The 21,640-nt window shown below is 42.1% G+C and carries 6 protein-coding genes and 1 pseudogene; 1 reads left to right on the top strand and 6 read right to left on the bottom strand.

Translation table 11 applies throughout. The features are described from left to right. Positions 1-137: 137 nt before the first annotated feature. Complete coding sequence (locus ACIQ0H_RS18245) at positions 138-4,286, bottom strand: S8 family serine peptidase (protein WP_403417901.1); 4,149 nt, start codon at positions 4,284-4,286, stop codon at positions 138-140. 255 nt (positions 4,287-4,541) lie between these two features. After that, positions 4,542-4,646, bottom strand: a pseudogene (locus ACIQ0H_RS18250) (LuxR C-terminal-related transcriptional regulator); the annotation flags it as partial. Between the two features lie 105 nt (positions 4,647-4,751). On the opposite strand from ACIQ0H_RS18250, the gene ACIQ0H_RS18255 reads away from it, so the two are divergent. Then, positions 4,752-6,182, top strand: coding sequence for a polysaccharide deacetylase family protein (locus tag ACIQ0H_RS18255; protein ID WP_403417904.1), 1,431 nt, complete (start codon positions 4,752-4,754; stop codon positions 6,180-6,182). A gap of 415 nt (positions 6,183-6,597) precedes the next feature. On the opposite strand, the gene ACIQ0H_RS18260 is transcribed toward ACIQ0H_RS18255, so the two are convergent. From ACIQ0H_RS18260 to ACIQ0H_RS18275, 4 genes are all read right to left on the bottom strand, one after another. Then, complete coding sequence (locus ACIQ0H_RS18260; protein ID WP_403417907.1) at positions 6,598-10,911, bottom strand: S8 family serine peptidase; 4,314 nt, start codon at positions 10,909-10,911, stop codon at positions 6,598-6,600. A 436-nt stretch (positions 10,912-11,347) separates the two neighbouring features. Further along, positions 11,348-15,640, bottom strand: a complete 4,293-nt coding sequence (locus tag ACIQ0H_RS18265; RefSeq protein WP_403417909.1) for a S8 family serine peptidase — start codon at positions 15,638-15,640, stop codon at positions 11,348-11,350. Positions 15,641-16,177: 537 nt separating this feature from the next. Then, on the bottom strand, positions 16,178-16,870 hold the full coding sequence (locus ACIQ0H_RS18270) for a hypothetical protein (RefSeq protein ID WP_403417912.1): 693 nt from the start codon (positions 16,868-16,870) through the stop codon (positions 16,178-16,180). A 114-nt stretch (positions 16,871-16,984) separates the two neighbouring features. After that, positions 16,985-21,298, bottom strand: a complete 4,314-nt coding sequence (locus tag ACIQ0H_RS18275; RefSeq protein WP_403417914.1) for a S8 family serine peptidase — start codon at positions 21,296-21,298, stop codon at positions 16,985-16,987. Between the last annotated feature and the right edge of the window lie 342 nt (positions 21,299-21,640).

Raw genomic sequence — 21,640 nt, forward strand, 5'->3', positions numbered from 1 at the left:
GCAAAATAATAAAGTACGGTACATTTGCTTACGACCTATCATCTGATTTATCGATATAAACGTTCCACAAAATAGTAAAACAGCCTTAGCTCCCAAGAATGCAGGGCTAAGGCTGATTGATCGCAACTTTTAACTATTTATTCCTTCACTTCAAGACCAATCAGGCGTAGGAAGTATTCCAGCCCTTTATTACCAATCTTCTCCTTCGGCTGTTTATCGGCAGTCGCATCAGGTCCCTTCATTAAGAAGTTTTTCTCAATAAAACGAACATCCGTTTCGTCGACCACACCATCTTGATTAAGGTCTTGCGGCACAATGGATGAATCCTTCGTACCATAGGCATCCACGACACTCTGGATATCGAGGATATCAATCACTTTGTCGCCATTCACATCCCCTGCAAGACTTCTCAGATTCATTGTTATAGATTGCCCACGTAGCTCACCTTTTGCATGATATCCAGGAATGAACTTTGTCATCTCTTTAAGATGCCCCGGAACATCGATAACAGCTGTATATACTTGATCGGAAGCCGGGATATTATCGATCGTGAAAGTTCCATTCCCATTCATTGTTCCTTTGTACTTTTTACCGCTTCTGGAGAGAGCGTATACTTGTGCACCTATTTTTGTATAATCCGCTTGTTTCAAAAATGATGTCCCTGATGGTTCATATATCAAAAATGCTTCCGGCAAGCTATATCCTTTCAACCGTGTATCTTTAGGAATTACTTTAAAATATTCAGTGCCGTAAAAAGGAATAGCAGTGTCAGCAAGTTGTCCCGATTTCTTATAAGAACCTTTCGGCACATCAAAAGTAACATAATCATATACTTCATCATTCACTACTTTAAACGTTACATCGAGGAACGGTATATCTCCGTTCAATCCTTTGAATGCCTTTCCAGTAATGGAAGCACCAACGTTCAAACTATTCCTGAAACTACCTTCCTTCACAACAGGCTCATGGAGTGATACTTGTAAGCCTTTTTCCTTTGCATATTTTTTCACTTCATTGTTCAGCTTCACATTCGCAAGCTTGAACAAATATTTCTCGAACTCTACATTAAATTCTCCGGATACGAGCTGCTTCACATTATTAAGACTGAGTGTCATCGTAAAGTTATCGCCTACTATCAACTCTTTCTTATCATAACTGGTGGTCGTATATTCCGTCCCTTCCTTCATGAAGAAATATTTTTGGCCAATTTCTGCCGTGGCAATATCAGACGCTCTCAAACTTAACCTCAAAGGTCCTGTTGCAATATCACTTTTCTCAATTCCAAATTTGAAATCCCCATTCGCTTGAATCGGGAAGTACCCACGTATAAATCCAGAGTCACCTGAATAGTAAGCCATTTTGTTGGACGATTGATCGACGTCCAACCCTTTAGATTGTAATAGATCCACTGTCGTATCCTTAGTTGTTCCATGCATCCACACTGCTTTTTGTCCATCTTCTACTGTAAACATAGAATCATCTATTTCGATTACATGCGATTTAATATTCATGTTCACTTCTGGTGCTGTATTGTCCACGATAAGCGGATTGTCATAAACATAGGATTTCCCATCCTCATCGTGTGCAATCAGTTCCAGTATATAATCGCCTTCTGACAGCTTTATTGGAGTATCACTGATTGGCTGGGATGGATCATTTGTAAATGGTAAGACCGTACCGCTGAATGCACCAACGAGGTACACTTCTCTATCTATTTGTAAATTACTCGCATTTACTGTTCCTATGAACCCTACAGCATTTCCTGTTTTACTGTCTTTTACAAGCACATCCATGGTTTTCATTGGGCTATTCAATTTCATGACGCCATGGATCATCGGGTCAAGATTTTGCCAGAAAGGCGTCGTATTTGTTACAGATGGTCTAGACGTTTTGACATAAGCCAAACCTTTTTCCGTCACCCTGACAGCAAATGGAATTTGATAGGTTTCGGCTGGATTGTCGGCATTGGTCACATGAATATACCCTTCATATCTGCCGTCCGCAGCGCTGGCTGGTATTGTCATTTTAGGCTGAAGCTCTTGTACTTGGCCGCCCCCCACTGTAATCGATGAAGGAACATCCACTGTAACACCGTTACTCACCGCATCTTGAATCCCTGTACGCTCACCGTGATACTCCACTTCTAGGCTAAACGTTTTTTCTTCCTGGCTGTTGTTTTGAACTGTCACCTTTTTACTTGCTTCAATGGGCTGATCTTCTTTTTTATTATATCTGCCGAATACAATGGAACCTGTTTCTTCATCAATTTCTACGACTTTTCCATCCTCGATATTTTGTGTCTTATCCCACACTTTGATGGATGTATCTGCATGAACCGCTTGATAGGCATCGATTCGACCGGCACCCACTTCGTATACAGAATGATCCCCTTGTAAATCATCTGACGTATTCATGAGTGCCAATTTCACATCGAAAGGCGTGTATTCCGGATGCTCCTGTAAAATCAAAGCGGCTGTACCTGCCACGTGTGGCGTGGCCATCGATGTTCCCGACATACGTACATAGGCATTGTCGTAATGAATGCCGTCCTGTGGATCATTGATGTATTCCGGAGTCGTGGAGAATATGGACACGCCCGGAGCGACGACATCCGGCTTGATATCGTCATTGCCATTTACCGGTCCGCGTGAACTGAAATCTGCTAAATAATCGCCTTCTGTTTGTGTATTCCGTAACGTTTCAAATGTGAAAGAACCTTCGCCCAGCTCCTTTAACCGCTCACCATCCGCTTTTGACAGGCGGAAGGACGGGATGACATCGACGATTTCGCCGAGGTAGCTAGGTATTTGCCCGTCTTCATTGTTGTACACAATCACAGCTTTAGCCCCAGCGTTTTTGGCATTTTTTATCTTTTGATCAAATCCTAATACCCCACGCTCCATTAAGGCGATTTTCCCACCGACTTCTTTTCCTGCAAAATCCTCCACTGAACCCAGTCCCGCAAATACAATGGGTAACGTTTGTCCTTGTAAATCTTCTATTTGGTCAGAAAAATCTTTGACGAGTAGTTGCAAATCATCAAATTGATTATCGAAAGCGCTTCCACTAAATGTAGGAATCGCCATGGAAGCGTTGCTCGCCCCGACTGAAATACCAAGAGCCGCTGTTCCTGGAGAACCAAGCGTTTTTTCTCCCGGTCCGGCGTTCCCTGCCGCAACGACGGCCACCACGCCTGAAAGCATGGCATTATTTATCGCGACAGAAGTGGCATATAAAGGATCGTTCGTCGCGGCGCCAAGTGACAAGTTAATGACGTCCATGCCATCTGTAATCGCTTGATCGATTCCAGCAAGGATTCCTGCCGTGGATCCAGAACCCCAAGCTCCCAATACGCGATAAGCATATAAATCTACTTCCGGTGCTACCCCTTTCACCGCATAGTCCACATTGTTTTTCTGTTGGGCTGCAATCGTCCCTGCGACATGTGTTCCATGATTCGTGTAATACACACGATCCGGACGCACTGGCTTGCCAACGTTGATCCATTCCTGATAGGTCGTTTCCATGGGATCTGCATCATTATCTACAAAATCATATCCGCCTTTAAACGCATTTTTTAAGTCTGGATGATTATAGTCAATCCCTGTATCCAGCACTCCGACTTTAATGCCTTTACCCTTAATGTCCTCGGCATGAAGCTTGTCCACGCCAATTTGTGGAATACTATCTGCCATTTTCGGTTCAATGGATTCTTGCGTTTCTACCGATGGTTCCACTTTTACCTCGTAATCTTTAAAGATATGTTTAACGACGCCGGATTGCAGCAAATCTTGTACGGCCGTACCAGGCAACGTCATCGCTACACCGTTGATGGCCTTTTTATATTCTCTAGTAATGGTTACGTCTTCCGATTTGTATTCGCTTGAGTTCTTCTGCATTTTCAATGACTGCACATGCGCTTTAAAAGCTTTGTGAGATTGTTCCACTTTTTCGTTTGCAGCAGAAGACGATAGTTTTTTTCCTTTCGCCGCTTGTTTCATCACTTCAATTTGTGCTGGTGCCTGATCGAATTCCACAATGACGTTGACTAATTCAAGGCTATTCGTTTCAACATCCGGAGAAATGGTAAAGGTTGTACTTGTCTCTAATTGCTCTAATGCCTTTCTTTGTTCCACAGTCAGGTTCTTTAGAATTTCTACCGCATTATCAACCGATGTCAGCTCATATGGACTTTCTGCCAATACATTATATGGAGCACCTTGAGTTAATAACAGTCCAACCGCTAACGATCCTGTCATGATTTTTCTGAATTTATTCCTCATCATACCCATCCCCTTTTTCAAATGGTATTGTCATTCTCCACTTCCAAACTAGTGTTTTTTTTAAACAAGCATTATCTAGCAAATTTTATGTAAACTAGTACTTGCCCATCCTTATTATCCATCATTTAGAATTTTGTGAATATATGATAAAAGAATCTAATTTGGAATATAATGGTTCTACAACCATTAAAACTAAAGCATTAGTCCAATCACTAGTATGAGAGCGTAATAATACAGTTCAGGACAGGACATTTTCATTCAAGAAAAGGGAACAAGTTGTTGTCGAACAGTATAAATTAAGGCTTTTACATTCAGCTTTTTGAAGATTTTATTGTTGTGAATCTTAACAGTCTTGTCACTGATAAGTGCATTAAACATTATATTTATCCAACAAATCCATAATTTGTTAAGAACTATTAACGAGACTCACCCGTCTAACTTTCTATAAACATAAAAGGAGTCTTTAACATGAAAAAAACGCACAGAAAACGTCGTTCCTTCTGGATTGATGTTACATTTTCAATTGTTATCATCGCACTAACCGTATCCGCTATCAGTTTAATTTCACTGTCTACTAAAGGGAAGGATACTTTGCTCCCTGAAAATAAACATGCTGTAGATCAGACTAATGTTGTAGTCGATACTACTGACTCACAATATACAGATATTAAAATTATTACTGAAACTTCGAATGACTTATATACACCATTTTCCATTCAATATCCGCAAAGTTTACATAGTCCTTTCAATAAAGCTATTGCTAGTTACATAAATGATGCAAAGCAAGGTTACTTGACTAAACATAACGGTAGTAAATTAAAACGAAAAATGAACATCTCTTTAGAAATTCTTTCCCATCGTTCAGGAAACTATTCTTTTGTTCTGGTTGACAGCCGTACAACTGGAAAGTCTAACGGACAGACTAGGATTCGATCATTCCATTTGAATCCTGAAACAGGAGAAAGTTTTACAATCTCGGATGTACTCGGCCACAATTCAAAACACCTTAAAATTCTTTCTACTCTAGTACGTGAAGCAATATACAATGATCCATTAATCGCAGACAACCTTTTCCCAGAAGAAGTTCATATCCAGACGGAACCAACCTGGGCCAACTTCGAAAATTTCGCAATCACAGATGAATCTCTGATTTTTTATTTTGATGAGAATGAACTGGCAGCAGGAAAAGTCGGTCCTCCGGTTGTAGCAATTCCGTTAAATGATATAAACAACTTACTTTCGGAGAAATTCAAATTGGTAATTGAAGATACTGCTACCCCTCCTAATCAAGACGATAGCAATCGGGATGCTACGGAAAACGAAGGAACTAAAGACGAGCATGACAGCGGCAGTAAGAAAGTTGCCCTCACATTCGACGATGGACCCCATCCAAAAGTGACGATGCAAATTCTTGAGACATTGAAGAAATACGATGCAAAAGCAACATTTTTCATGCTTGGTAACATGGTTGAAAAATACCCGGAAATCGCAAAAAAAGTACAAGAAGCTGGCCATGAGCTTGGGAACCATACGTGGAATCACCTTGAATTGACAAAGTTAAGCGGAGAAAAGGTGCGGAATGAAATCTACAAAACATCTGACATTATTGAAAATGTTACTGGTCAGAAAGTAACTGAGTTCAGACCCCCTTATGGAGCAGTAAACGGTACTGTTCGCAGCGAAACAAACTTACCTATTATCTTATGGAATGTCGATACACTTGACTGGAAAGACCGTGATCCAAACCGGCTTCTCGCTAATGTTAAAAATGCGACAAAAGACGGAAGCACCATCCTTATGCATGATATCCATCAATCGACAGCAGACGGCCTCGACGCAGTTTTAGCCTACTTGCAAAGTGAAGGCTATACCTTCGTCAAAGTTTCAGATTTAAAATGATCAGTTACTACACGTCCCTGAACTAAATGTTCAGGGTTTTTTATTTTCAGAAGTACTAAAGACATCTGTCACACCAACATCCGAAATAAAATGGATTGCTGAACCTTCTTGTATAGTCCATACATACCTGGTTGGCACATTCGCTTTGATTTTTGATAGAAAAAGAATAATGCATGATAATTAGCGAACTTCTATTTTTACAAAGTCACAATAGAATGCAAAAATCCACCTAGGCAGTTAAACTCAAAAGGTGGATTTTTTGCGTTATGACACAATAAGACTACATAGATGTTCTTTTATTTAATGAATAAGCACTTATTAATTAATGTCTACATGAGAGGGGATGTCCTTTCGATAAGGTACATGCTACTCTTTAAGTCCTGTCTTTTCATGAATATCCCTGCTAGGATACTATTTATTGCTTCACTTCAAGACCAATCAAGCGTAGGAAGTATTCCAGCCCTTTGTTACCAATTTTTTCTTTCGGCTGTTTATCGGCAGGTGCGTCAGGTCCCTTCGTTAAGAAGTTTTTCTCGATTAATCGAACATCCGCTTCGTCTACCACACCATCCTGGTTAATATCTTGCTTCACGATGGAAGTATCCTTCGTCCCATATGCGTCCACGACACTCTGGATATCAAGGATATCAATCACTTTGTCGCCGTTCACATCTCCTGCAATACTTTGTTTGCTAAAGAAGAAAGATTGCCCACGTAGCTCACCTTTCGCATCATATCCAGGAATGAACTTTTGCATCGCGTTAAGGTGCCCAGGAACATCGAAAACAGCTGTATATTCTTGATCTGAAGCCGGGATACCATTGATTGTGTAAGTTCCAGTCTTAGAGATTGTTCCTTTATACTTTTTACCGCTCCTGGAGAGAGCATATACTTGTGCACCTATTTTTGTATAATCCGCCTTTTTCAAAGTTGGTACTTGCCCTTCCCGATAAATTAAAAATGCTTCCGGCTTGATGGAACCTTGCAACTGTGTATGTTTAGAAATTATTTTAAGGAATTCAATGTTGTAAAATGGAATAGCAGTGCCCGCAAGCTGTCCTGATTTCTTATAAGACCCCTTCAGTACATTAAATCCAGGTAACTCACTGTAATATTCATCATTCACTACTTTAAACGTTACATCGAGGAACGGCATATCTCCATCCAGTCCTTTGTACACATTTCCAGTAATGGAAGCACTGATGTTCAAACTATTATAGAATGAGCCTTCCTTCACAACAGGCTCGTGTAGGGATACTTGTAAGCCTTTTTCCTTTGCATATTTTTTCACTTCATTGGTCAGTTTCACATTCGCAAACTTGAAGTAGTCTTTCATGTACTCTACATTAAATTCTCCGGAGACAAGCTGTTTCACATTATTAAGACTGAGTGTCATCGTAACGTTGTCGCCAAGTTTCAACTCTGTCTTATCATAACTGGATGTCGTATATTCCGTCCCTTCTTTCAAGAAGACATAGTTTTGGCTATTGTCAGCCGTGGCAATATCAAACGTTCTTAATTTAAACTTTAAAGGTTGTGTTGCAATATCACTTTCCTCAATTCCGAATTTCACATTTCCATTTGCTTGAATCGGGAAGGCCCCACCTATGAATGAAGAGTTTGCATAGTACGCCATCGTGTTGGACGATTGATCGAAGTCCAACCCTTTGGCTTGTAATAGATCCACTGTTGTATCCTTAGCAGTTCCATGCAGCCACACCGCTTTTTGGCCATCTTCTACAGTAAACATAGAATCATTGATTTCTATTACACCTGGTTTGATATCCATATTCACTTCCGGCGCTGTATTGTCCACGATAAGCGGATTATCAATAACATATGATCCACCTTCCTCATCGTGTGCAATCATTTCCAGTATATAATCGCCTTCCGGAAGCATTACAGGTAGATCATTGATCGGGTTGGAAGAATCATTTGTAAATGGATAAACCGAACCGCCGAACGCAGTAAGTAAAAGATCTACATCTATTTGTGCATTGCTCATATTCACTGTCCCTATGAACCCAACAGCTTCTCCCGTTTTACTGTCTTTCACAAGCACATCCATGGTTTTCATTGGGCTATTTAACTTCATGATGCTATAAATGTATGGGTCTGAATATTGCCAGTAGGGCGTCGTATTTGCCACAGATATCCTAGACGTATTGACATATTCAAATCCTTTTTCCGTCACCATCACAGCAAATGGAATTTGATAGGTTTCCTCTGGATTGTTGGCATTGGTCACATGAATATACCCCTCATACCTGCCTCCCGCAGCGCTGGTTGGTACCGTTATGGTAGGCTGGAGCTCTTGCACTTGGCCCGCTCCTACTGTAATCGAGGAAGGTACATCCACTTTAATACCGTTTTTTACTCCATCTTGAATCCCCGTACGCTCACCGTGATACTCCACTTCTAGTGTAAACGTTTTTTCTTCCTCGCCGTCGTTTTGAACCGTCATTTTTTTACTCGCTTCAATAGGTTGATCTTCTTTTTTATAATATCTGCCGAATACAATGGAGCCTGTTTCTTCATCAATTTCTACGACTTGTCCATTTTCAATATTTTGCGTCTTATCCCATACTTTGATGGATGTATCTGCATGAACCGCTTGATAGGCATCGATTCGTCCCGCACCCACTTCGTATACAGAATGATCCCCTTGTAAATCATCTGACGTATTCATGAGTGCCAATTTCACATCGAAAGGCGTATATTCTGGATGCTCCTGTAAGATCAATGCGGCTGCACCTGCCACATGTGGCGTAGCCATCGATGTCCCCGACATACGTACATAGGCATTGTCGTAATGAATGCCGTCCTGCGGATCATTGATGAATTCCGGTGTCGTGGAGAATACGGACACACCTGGTGCGACGACATCTGGCTTAATATCATAATTGCCATTTACCGGTCCACGTGAACTGAAATCTGCTAAATGATCGCCTTCTGTTTTTATATTCCCAAGCGTTTCAAATGTGAAAGAACCTTCTCCTAGCTCCTTTAACTGCTCCCCATCTTCTTTTGACAGGCGGAAGGACGGGATTAAACCGACGATCTCGCCCAAGTAGCTAGGTATCTGCCCATCGTCATTGTTGTAGACAATCACAGCATTAGCTCCAGCGTTTTTGGCATTTTTGATTTTTTCATCAAAGGTTAGTTCTCCTCGCTGAATCAAAGCGATTTTCCCGCTAACGTCTTTTCCTGTAAAATCACTCACTTTACCAAGTCCTGCAAATACAATTGGGAATGATTGTCCTTGTAAGTCTTCTAACCGATCAGAAAAGTCTTTACCCAGAAGTTGCAAATCCTCAAATTCGTGAGATAGTCCTTTATTAAGACTCTTCGGCTCTTCTAGTTGAGGGGACAAATCTTTTTCCGGGAGTTGCAACTCATCTAATTGGGGAGAAAGGTCCTCGCCGATAAGCTTCGAATCTTCTAGTTGATGAAAAAGATCTTTATCGAGACGCTTCAAACTATCAGATTCATTCGTGTAAACACTTCCACTAAATGTAGGAATGGTCATGGAAACATCGCTCGCCCCCACTGAAATACCAAGAGCTGCCGTTCCTGGAGAGCCAACTGTCTTTTCGTTCGGTCCACCGTTCCCGGCAGCAACGACGGCCACTACGCCTGAAAGCATGGCATTATTTATCGCGACAGAAGTGGCATATAAAGGATCATTCGTAGTATTACCGAGCGATAAATTAATGACGTCCATGCCATCTGCAATCGCTTGATCAATTCCAGCAAGGACTCCTGCCGTGGACCCTGAACCCCAAGCTCCCAATACACGATAAGCATATAAATCGACTTCCGGTGCTACTCCTTTCACCGCATAATCCACATCGTTTTTCTGTTGGGCTGCAATCGTCCCTGCGACATGTGTTCCATGATTCGTGTAATACACACGATCCGGACGCGCAGGCTTGCCAGCATTGATCCAGTCCTGATAGGACGTTTCCATCGGATCTGCATCGTTGTCTACAAAATCATATCCTCCTTTAAAAACATCTTTTAAGTCTGGATGGTTATAGTCAATCCCTGTATCCAAAACACCGACTTTAATGCCTTTACCTGTAATGTTCTCAGCATGCAGCTTGTCCACGCCAATTTGTGGAATACTATCTGCCATTTTCGGCTCAATGGATTCTTGCGTTTCTACCGATGGTTCCACTTTTACCTCGTAATCTTTAAAGACATGTTTAACGACGCCAGATTGCAGCAAATCTTCTACAGCCGTACCAGGCAACGTCATCGCGACACCGTTAATGGCCTTTTTATATTCTCTTGTAATGGCGATATCTTCTACTTTATATTCAGTCGAGTTCTTCTGCACTTTCAATGATTGCACATGCGCTTTAAAAGCTTTATGTGATTGTTCCACTTTTTCGTTTGCAGCAGAAGAAGATAGTTTCTTTCCTTTCGCCGCTTGCTTCATCACTTCAATTTGCGCTGGTGCCTGATCGAATTCCACAATGACGTTGACTAATTCAGGGCTATTCGTTTCAACATCCGGAGAAATGGTAAAGGTTGTACTCATCTCTAATTGCTCTAATGCCTTTCTTTGTTCGTCTGTTAGGCTTTTTAGAATTTCTTCCGCATTATCAACCGATTTCAGCTCAAATGGGCTTTCTGCCAATACGTTATATGGAGCCCCTTGCGTTAATAACAGTCCAACCGCTAACGATCCTGTCATGATTTTTCTGAATTTATTCTTCATCATACCCATCCCCTTTTTCTACTATGATTGTCTTTTTCCGTTCCACAACTAACGTTTCTTATAAACAAGTATTTTTCAAAGGAGTTTATGTAGACTAGTGAACATGTCCACCCTTATTATCACCCATTTCAAATTCGATGAATATATAGTGAAAGATGTAAAAATTATAGCCATTGGTTTTACTTCCGTTAAAACAAAGGCACTAGTATGAAAGAGGAATGATAAAGTACAGGACATTTTTTACGTTCAGTCAGGCAGTTTATCAATACAAACGATTCTACAAATTAGCAAATAGCCTTAGCCCTTAAGAATACAGGGCTAAGGCTACTTATAATTATGTTTATTGCATCATCTCAAAACCGATTAGACGTAGGAAGTCTTCTAACCTTTATTACGTCTTTGCCTATGCCAAAGAGAAGCATGTCATACGATATTCCCGTTAATTCTTAGGCTGTAGACCAATTGCACGCAAGAAATCAGCTAATCCTTTTTTCCCTGATTTTTCTTGCGGCTTCTTATTTTTCGGTGTATCCGGGCCAACTTTCAAGAAGTTCTTTTCGATCAAGCGAATATCCGCTTCGTTTACAATACCATCCCGGTTAATATCTGCCTGCTTATTTTCCTTACCATAAAAAGCGACAGCCTGTAGGACATCTTTAATATCAATCATTCCGTCCTGATTCACATCACCGGCTACTGCAGTTGGTTGAGCACCTTGTTTTTGTATATACTCACCGACTTCTTCGCCCCACGGTGATTTCGTACCTAGTGTCACTTGCTGAATGCTCTTCAGATGTCCGGGTGCTTCAACGACAATATCGATTGGATCTTTCGATAAAGGAATATGCTCGATATCTACAAAGCCTTGTTTGTTAATCGTTCCTTGTACTTTTGTCCCGTCTTTCAATTGCGCGTATGCTTTTGTTCCAATGTTAGATAAATCCATCGTCCAGTTGTCAGAGAACGCTTCAAGACGGGTATAAGATACCACATACGAGCTCTTTGGTACGATTTTATATTGGTTAATATGGTTGAATGATTCGATGACAACCGGCTCTTGCTCACCGTACTGTGTATACGTGAATGGCACTGTATTATCTTCGCCGTTCATCGTGTCATAGTAGATACCATGCATACCGTCATTGTACAGTTTAAATGTCACGTCTAGGAATGGCGTATCACCGTTGATTCCTTTGAAATCTTCACCGCCACTGATATGAGCGCCCACATTCACCTCGTCTTTAATACCTGGATAGACAGGGTGCTCCTTCACAGTGGGTTCATCGATACTTACTGTTAATCCGTTTGCCTCCGCATACTGCTGGAATGCGGGGTTCACTTTTACGCTTTCGAGCTGGAAGAGCCAATCATAGAATCCGACATCGTAGTTTCCAGCCATCAAATCCTTTACGTTATGGAGATTCAATGTCATCGTCAACGTGTCATCTAGATAGACTGTTTCCTTATCGTAAGTGGGTATCACATAAGGTGTACCTTTTTTGACGAAAGCATAGTAATTGAATTCATTTGTTAGTTCCGCATTTCTTGCCAAATCCATAGGCATTAGTTTGATTGTTGCTGGTCCATTCTCAATATCAGATGGTTCAATACCGATTTTTGTATCCCCTTTTACATCAAGGGGGAAATCGCCGTCCACAGTAGCTTTTTGATTCAAGTAATAAAATAGCTTATTTTCAGACTGTGTGTAGCCTAAAGATGCTAATTTTGCCGTTCCTTCATCCCACAGATTGGCATGAACCCAATGCGCACGATGCATATTTCCGTCTAGCCCTTTTTCTTCTGTAAAGTCCGAATCACTTAGCTCATAAACGCCAGGTTTATGGTCTTTTAGCGTCAACTTCGGTAATGTGTTATCGATGATAAACTTTTGATTTGCGACCTCGTATCTCACTTCATCTGCATCTGTTGCACGAAGTTTGATTGTATAATCACCTTCTGGCAGTGTCGCCATTGGCTGATTGATGTCTGTTTTTTCATCTTTCGGATCACCGATAAACGGATAATACGATGGCGAAAATAGTGTTTTTAGGTCCATACCAAGAGGCGCACCGTTTAGGCTAAATGGTTTTAATGAACTTGCTCCAAGTGCCTTGCCGTCTTTATCATAGATAATCGGCCATAAATCTGTCATCGGGCTATTTAATCTGAAATTGATATAGCGCGATGGAGATACAACAAATGGATGAATCCATTTTAGGGTTGTGATTGCTGGATTAGAGATTGCAACGTCCCCGAATCCTTTTTCAACGAAGCGCGTCGCGAACGGAATGCGATAATGTTCATTTGGATTGTCTTGGTTGACAATGTTCACATAGCCTTCATATAGTCCCATCTCTGCGCTCGCAGGTATGTTCACTGTTGCCGTTACATTTGTTTCCTGCCCTGCAGCGACCGTCACAGATGCCGAAGAAGTCGTTACGGTTACATTGTTCGCTGCAGCGTCTTTTACCTGTGCACTTACCGTATCCATCGGTTTACTATACTCTGCCGTAACGTCGAATGTTTTTGCTTGGGTACCGCGGTTTTTAAAGATAACCATGCGGTTTGCTGTGTTTGCGCTATCGTCTTTTTTGTAAACTGTGCCAAACGTCAATGCACCTTTTTCATAGGCGTTCTCTATAAAGCCACCATTTCCATCACCAATTATCGTGGTATCTTGTACCTTGAATGCCATGTCGTTATGAACGGCTTCTGCTACATCTACTTGACCTGCACCTACTTCGTACACGGAATAGTCGCCATTTAGTTTGTCCGCACTATTCATCAACGCCGCTTTGACATCAGCCGGTTTGTAATCTGGGTGCGCTTGTAAAATCAGTGCAGCCATCCCTGCTACGTGTGGAGAAGCCATCGATGTACCCGAGATACGAGCATACGCTTGTGAGTAGTCAATTCCTGCGTCTGGACTGTTGACAAATTCTGGGTACGTCGAGTACACCGATACCCCAGGAGCCACAACGTCCGGTTTAATGTCATAGGTTGACGTAACCGGTCCTCTTGAACTGAAATCGGCCAACTTGTTTCCTTCTGTTACAATCGACCCAATATCGGTAAACGTAATTGAATCCGTTTCAGCCGCTGCTTTTAAACGCTCGCCGTCTGCTTTTGACATGCGGAATGTCGGGATAAAACCAACACCACTTGCCATATAGTTATCGATATCGCCGTCGACATTGTTATACATAATCGCCGCCACTGCGCCTGCTTTTTGTGCATTCACGATTTTCTCACTAAGCGCATGCGTTCCGCGTTCTATCAATGCGATTTTCCCTTGCAAATCAACCTCTTTGAAATCATCCTCACCAGCTAAGCCTACAAACTCAACTGGATATGTGTTATTCGCAAGTGTTTCCACTTTGTCATTGAACCCTTTTCCAAGCAGTTTAAAGTCGGTGAACGTTTCGTCTCCAACTGTCGCCGTTGCGGTTGGAATCGATATCGCGAAGTCACTTGCCCCAACCGTAATCGGAAGTGCTGCTGCTCCAGGTGTGCCAAGTGTATAGGCATAATTACCATCATTTCCTGCTGAAATAACGCATGTTACACCCGCTAATGTCGCATTGTTAACCGCGATGGCTTCTGCTGATAGTGGATTGTTACTCGCTGCCCCAAGAGACATGTTAATGACTTGCATGCCGTCACTCACGGACTTATCAATTCCTGCAACAATTCCACTCGAATAACCAGAACCGTACGGACCTAATACGCGGTAGACATATAAATCAACACCAGGGGCAACCCCTTGTGCCGGATAGTCAACATCGGCATTCGATTGTGCTGCGATGGTTCCGGATACGTGCGTACCGTGGGCCGTCGTGTATTCACGGCCTGGTACTACTGGTTTACCTTTATCCACCCATTCATCGTATGTTGTTTCCATCGGATCTGCATCGTTGTCGACGAAATCCCATCCTTTAACCGAACTCGGGTCAATCTTCGTTGGATCAACGCCTTCTTGTTTTCGGTAGCCTTTATATACATCCGTTAAATCAGGATGATTGTAATCGATTCCTGTATCTAAAACGCCGACTTTGATGCCGTTGCCTTTAATGCCTTCGTCATGAATCGCGTCAATACCAGGAAGTGGGATACTATTTTCTTCTAGTCCTTCCACGCCTTTTTGTGACACAGCTGGTGGTTTAATCGGCTCGATTGTGACCTTTTCGTCCTCAAGGACATGTTTAACAAGACCAGATTCCAACAGCCTCTCGACCATTGTGCCTGGAAGTGTCATCGCTACCCCGTTCAACGCGTGCTGAAACTCATGCGTAATTTGGATAGTAGATGATGTTCCGGCTGCATTGACACTTGCTTGATGCGTAGATAACCCTTCGATAAATGAACGAAATTGTTTATGCGCATCACTTACTGCTTGTTTCTCTTCTTTTAAGGTTGTCTTATCTCCAGCTGCTTGTGCCTGTAACACAGCTACTTGTGCCGGTGCTTGCTTGAATTCAACAATGACGCGGACAGGTTCCGCACTCGATGTATTGATATTCGGCGAAATTTCCGGACCACCTATGCTGATTTGATTCAATGCCGCAATCTGTTCTTCCGTCAACTGTGGAGCACTCGAATCCTGATAATCCTGACGAAGAGTATCATTAGGCGTTGGTGATTCCGCTAGCACGTTATATGGAATGGCAGATGATAGTAATAAAGCACTCATCGTCGTTGTTGCTAATATGTTCTTTACCTTACGGTTTACCAATTCAAATTCCCCCATTTTTGTTCTACTGGATTCAGTTCACACAAACTTTCTGCTATTTATGTACAAAATATTACTTTTTTCTCCTCCTCTTCATTGCCTGTCTACTATCATTTTTCTCTCCTAAACGATTGTTTTTTACAAACAAGTCATCAAAAATAATTCACAAAACTAGTAAACTAGATTCTATCGTTATCATCCCACATTTCCACTTCTTTGAATATTCAACATAGGTAGTAACCTTCATAACAATTGGTACTACACCTAATAACACAAAAGTATTATTCCAATCATTATTAAAGTGGATGTATAAAATACAGGTCAGTTCGTTTCGACATTTTCATTCAAGATAAAGTTAAATAGCCTTAGCCCACAAACATACAGGGCTAAGGCTACTTAATAAATTCTTTTAAGAAATACTGTTTAATTGCTTCAGCTCAAGATCAGTCAGGCGTAGGAAGTATTCCAGCCCTATTATCAACAATCTGAGGTAGTCTTGCAAAAGACTGACTTTCCCCAATAAAACAGATACGAATCGTTTTAGTATTGGGCACCGTCATCCGTTTGTTTGGCGTTGACCTTGATTGTCGCACTGTATTTTGCCCCTTGATAGTCATTACCTGCGTCTTCACCTAGTTTGATCCCTAGCATCATATCAATATACTGGCCTTCATTTAATGACCAGAACGGATCGCCTTCGCCGCCTTCACCAATCAAAAATTCTCCTGATTGACCCGCAGTAGCCATCATTGCTTTGGCCTGGTCGCCTTTCAGTATACCGCTAACAAGCTCAACGCCTGCTGGTAATGGAGTGGAAAGAGATCTTTCATTTGTCGTTCCTTTAAACAAATTAGCCAATTGGATTTTACTGTCTTCATAAATATCCTTATCTGGTGTGGTTGTATATTTCATCGCAACATATCCCACTTCGTATTCCTCTAATGATGCTTTATCGACAGAGTGAGAATACGTTGCCTTTAAATGAGTATCTAAATCACCACTGTTACTCAGCGTAATCCAATCTCCATATTGTAACTGTGAGGGTGTGAATTTCTCCCCGGAGAAGATGGGTGTGTCGATATCACTACCATTATTGATTTGTAATGTACCATTCACCATTTCCCCATGCGCTTGTGTTTCGGACGTGAACCAAGAATAAGTACCAAATCCAACTGATACGATCAATGCACCAGCTAATGTTGTTCCTAATAGAAATGACTTTGTCTTTTTCAAAGTATTCAATCCTTCCTTTTAAATAATATTCATTCTGTAGTCGGGGTTGTACAACATACATGATCTGTGCACAATCCCCTATGTTTTATAAATGCATGCAATACGATATTCCCGTTAATTCTTAGGCTGTAGACCAATTGCACGCAAGAAATCAGCTAATCCTTTTTTCCCTGACTTTTCTTGCGGTTTCTTATTTTTCGGTGTATCCGGCCCAACTTTCAAGAAGTTCTTTTCGATAAAGCGAATATCCGCTTCGTTCACAATGCCATCCTGGTTAATATCTGCCTGTTTATTTTCCTTGCCGTAAAAGGCGACAGCCTGTATGACATCTTTAATATCAATCATCCCGTCCTGATTCACATCACCGGCTACTGCAGTTGGTTGAGCACCTTGTTTTTGTATATACTGACCGACGTCTTCGCCCCACGGTGTTTTTTTGGTACCAACCGTCACTTGCTGAATGCTCTTCAGATGTCCAGGGGCTTCAACGACAATATCCATATCGATTGGACCTTTCGATACAGAAATATTCTCGATATCCACAAAGCCTTTGTTGTCAATCGTCCCCGGAACTTTTGTCCCATCTTTCAATTGCGCGTATGCTTTTGCTCCTATGCTGGAATAATCTAATGTCCAGTTTGCATAGAACGCTTCAAGATGAGTAAAAGATACCAAATGAGAAGTCCCTGGTATGACTTTATATTGGTTAATATGGTTGAATGATTGGATGACAACCGGTTCTTCCACACCGTATTGTGTATACGTGAATGGCACTGTATTATCTTCGACGTTCATCGTGTCATAGTAGGCATCGTACATACCGTCATTGAAGAGTTTAAATGTCACATCAAGGAATGGCGTATCACCGTCGATTCCTTTGAAATCCGCACCACCGCTGATATGAGCGCCCACATTCACCTCGTCTTTAATACCTGGAATCAAAGGGTGTTCCTTCACAATTGGTTCATCGACACTTACTGTTAATCCGTTTGCATCCGCATACTGCTGGAATGCTGGGTTCACTTTTACGCTTTCGAACTGGAAGAGCCAATCATAGAATGCAACATCGTAGTTTCCAGCCATCAAATCCTTTACGTTATGTAGATTTAATGTCATCGTCAACGTGTCATTTAGATAGACTTTTTCCTTATCGTAAGTGGGTATCACATAAGGTGTCCCTTTTTTGACGAATGCATAGAAATTGGATTCATTTAAAATTTCCCCATTTTTCGCCATATCAATTGGGAATAATTTGATTGTTGCTGGGCCATTCTCAATATCAGATGGTTCAATACCGAATTTTGTATCCCCATTTTCATCAAGTGGGAAATCACCGTTCGCAACAGCTTTTTGATTTAAGTAATAATATAGCTTATTTTCAGACTGTGTGTAGCCTGAAGAAGCTAATGTTGCCGTTCCTTCATCCCACAGGTTGGCATAAATCCAATGCGCATGATGCATATTCCCGTCTGGCCCTAGTTCATCTGTAAAGTCCGAATCACTTAGCTCATAGACACCAGGTTTATGGTCTTTTACCGTCAACTTCGGTAACGTGTTATCGATGATAAACTTTTGATTACCGACCTCGTATCTCACAGCATCTGCATCTGTTGCACGAAGTTTGATTGTATACTCACCTTCTGGCAGTAGCGCCATTGGCTGCTTACTGTCTGTTTTTTCATCTTTCGGATCCCCAATAAACGGAAAATACGATGCCGCGAATGTTGCTCTTATTTCCTTATCAAGAGGCGCACCGTTTAAGCTAAATGGTTTTAACGAACTGGCTCCAAGTGCTTTGCCGTTTTTATCATAGATAATCGGCCATAAATCTTTCATCGGGCTGTTTAGCTTGAAAACGATATAGCGACTTTGAGATGCCATATATGGATGCCTCCAAGACAGCGTTGTGATTGCTGGACCCGGGATTTCAACGTCTGCGATTCCTTTTTCAACGAAGCGAGTCGCGAACGGAATGCGATAGTGTTCATTTGGATTGTCTTGGTTGACAATGTTCACATAGCCTTCATATAGTCCCATCTCTGCACTTGCAGGTAGGTTAACGTTTGCCGTTACATTTGTTGCCTCCCCTGCAGCGACCGTCACAGATGCTGAAGAAGTCGTTACGGTTACATTGTTCGCTACTGCGTCACTTACATATGCACTTACAGTATCAATCGGTTTACTATATTCTACTGAAACGTCGAATGTTTTCCCTTGGGTACCGCGATTTTCAAAGACAATCGTACGGTTTGCTGTGTTTGCGCTATCGTCTTTTTTGTAAACCGTACCAAACGTCAATGCGCCTTTTTCATACGTGTTCTCTATAAAGCCACCATTTCCATCACCGATGATCGTGGTGTCTTGTACCTTGAATGCCATGTCGTTATGCACAGCTTCTGCTACATCTACTTGCCCTGCACCTACTTCGTACACGGAATAATCGCCATTTAGTTTGTCCGCACTATTCATCAACGCTGCTTTGACATCTGCCGGTTTGTACTCTGGATGTGCTTGTAAAATCAGTGCAGCCATCCCTGCTACGTGCGGAGAAGCCATTGATGTACCCGAGATACGAGCATATGCTTCCGAGTAATCAATTCCTGCTTCTGGACTGTTGACAAATTCTGGATACGCCGAGTACACCGATACCCCAGGAGCTACAACATCTGGTTTAATGTCATAGGTTGACATAACCGGTCCTCTTGAACTGAAAGCGGCCATTTTGTTTCCTTCTGTTACAATCGAATCGATAGCGGTAAACGTAATGGAATCCGTTTCAGCAGCTGCTTTTAAGCGTTCGCCGTCTGCTTTTGACATGCGGAATGTTGGGATAAAACCAGCACCACTTGCTAAGTAGCTATCGAAGTCGCCGTCGACATTGTTATACATGATTGCCGCCACTGCACCTGCTTTTTGGGCATTCACGATTTTCTCAACAAGCGCAACCGAACCGCGCTCTATCAACGCTACTTTCCCTTGCAAATCAACACCTTTGAAATCATCCTCGCCAGCTAAGCCAACAAACACAACTGGATACGTTTGATTCGCAAGTGTTTCCACGTGGTCATTGAACCCTTTTCCAAGCAATTTAAAGTCGGTGAACGTTTCGTTTCCAACTGTCGCTGTTGCGGTTGGAATCGACATCGCGAAGTCACTTGCACCAACCGTAATCGGCAGCGCAGCTGCGCCAGGTGTGCCTAGTGTATAGGCATAATTCCCATCGTTTCCTGCTGCAATGACGCATGTTACACCCGCTAATGTTGCATTGTTAACCGCGATGGCTTCTGCTGATAGTGGATTGTTACTATTTGCCCCAAGAGACAAGTTAATGACTTGCATGCCGTCACTCACTGACTTGTCAATCCCTGCAACAATCCCACTCGTATAACCAGAACCGTACGGACCTAGTACACGGTAAACATATAAATCAACGCCAGGGGCAACCCCTTGTGCCGGGTAGTCGACATCCGCTTTCGTTTGGGCTGCGATGGTTCCAGATACGTGTGTACCGTGGGACGTCTGGTATTGACGGCCGTCTGGTCTTACTGGCTTACCTACATTCACCCATTCATCATAGGTTGTTTCCATTGGATCTGCATCGTTATCGACGAAATCCCATCCTTTAACCGATTTTGGGTCAATCTTCGTTGGATCAACGCCGTCTTGTTTTCGATAGCCTTTATACGCATCCGTCAAATCCGGATGGTTGTAATCAATTCCTGTATCTAAAACGCCGACTTTGATGCCGTCCCCTTTAATGCCTTCGTCATGAATCGCATCAATACCAGGAAGTGGGATACTATTTTCTTCTAATCCTTCCACGCCTTTTGGTGACACGGCCGGTGGTTCAATCGGCTCGATTGTGACTTTTTCGTCCGCAAGGATATGTTTGACAAGACCGGAATCCAACAGGCTCTCGACCATTGTGCCTGGAAGTGTCAGCGCTACCCCGTTCAACGCATGCTGAAACTCATGCGTAATTTGGATATCAGCTGTTGTGCCGTCTGCATTTTTTGCAGTGACCGCATTGCCGCTCGCTTGATGCGTAGATAGCCCTTCGATAAATGAACGGAATTGTTTGTGCGCATCATTTACGGCTTGTTTCTCTTCTTTTAAGGTTGTCTTATCTCCAGCTAGTTGTGCCTGTAACACCGCTACTTGTGCCGGTGCTTGCTTGAATTCGACAATGACGCGAACAGGTTCCGCACTTGATGTGTCGATGTTCGGTGAAATTTCAGGACCACCTATACTGATTTGATTCAATGCCGCAATCTGTTCTTCCGTTAACTGCGGAGCGCTCGAATCTTGATGAAAAGGATCGTTTGGTGCTGGTGATTCCGCTAGCACGTTGTACGGAATGGCAGATGACAGTAATAATGCACTCATCGTTGTCGTTGCCAACATGTTCTTTAACTTACGTTTTCCCAATTTAAATTCCCCCTATTTTTGTTCAACTGGATTCAGCTCATACGGGCTTTTCGCCAATAAGTCATATGGAGCGCCTTGACTTAACGACAAACCAATAGCTGGTTTGTCTGTAAAAGCCATACTACCTTTCCCCCTTGTCTACTATAATTTTTGCCCTCCTAAACCATTGTTTGTTTACAAACAAGTCATTTAAAAAAGAACTCAGAAAATAGCAAACTATGTTCTTTCCTTATCATCCCACATTTCTATTTTTTAGAATATTCAACATTAGTGTTAACTTTTGTAACCATTGGTCCTATTCCTACATAACACAAAAGTATTATTCCGATCATTATTAAAGCG

Origin of the sequence: Sporosarcina sp. NPDC096371, assembly GCF_044762865.1 — a bacterium.
GTDB lineage: Bacteria > Bacillota > Bacilli > Bacillales_A > Planococcaceae > Sporosarcina.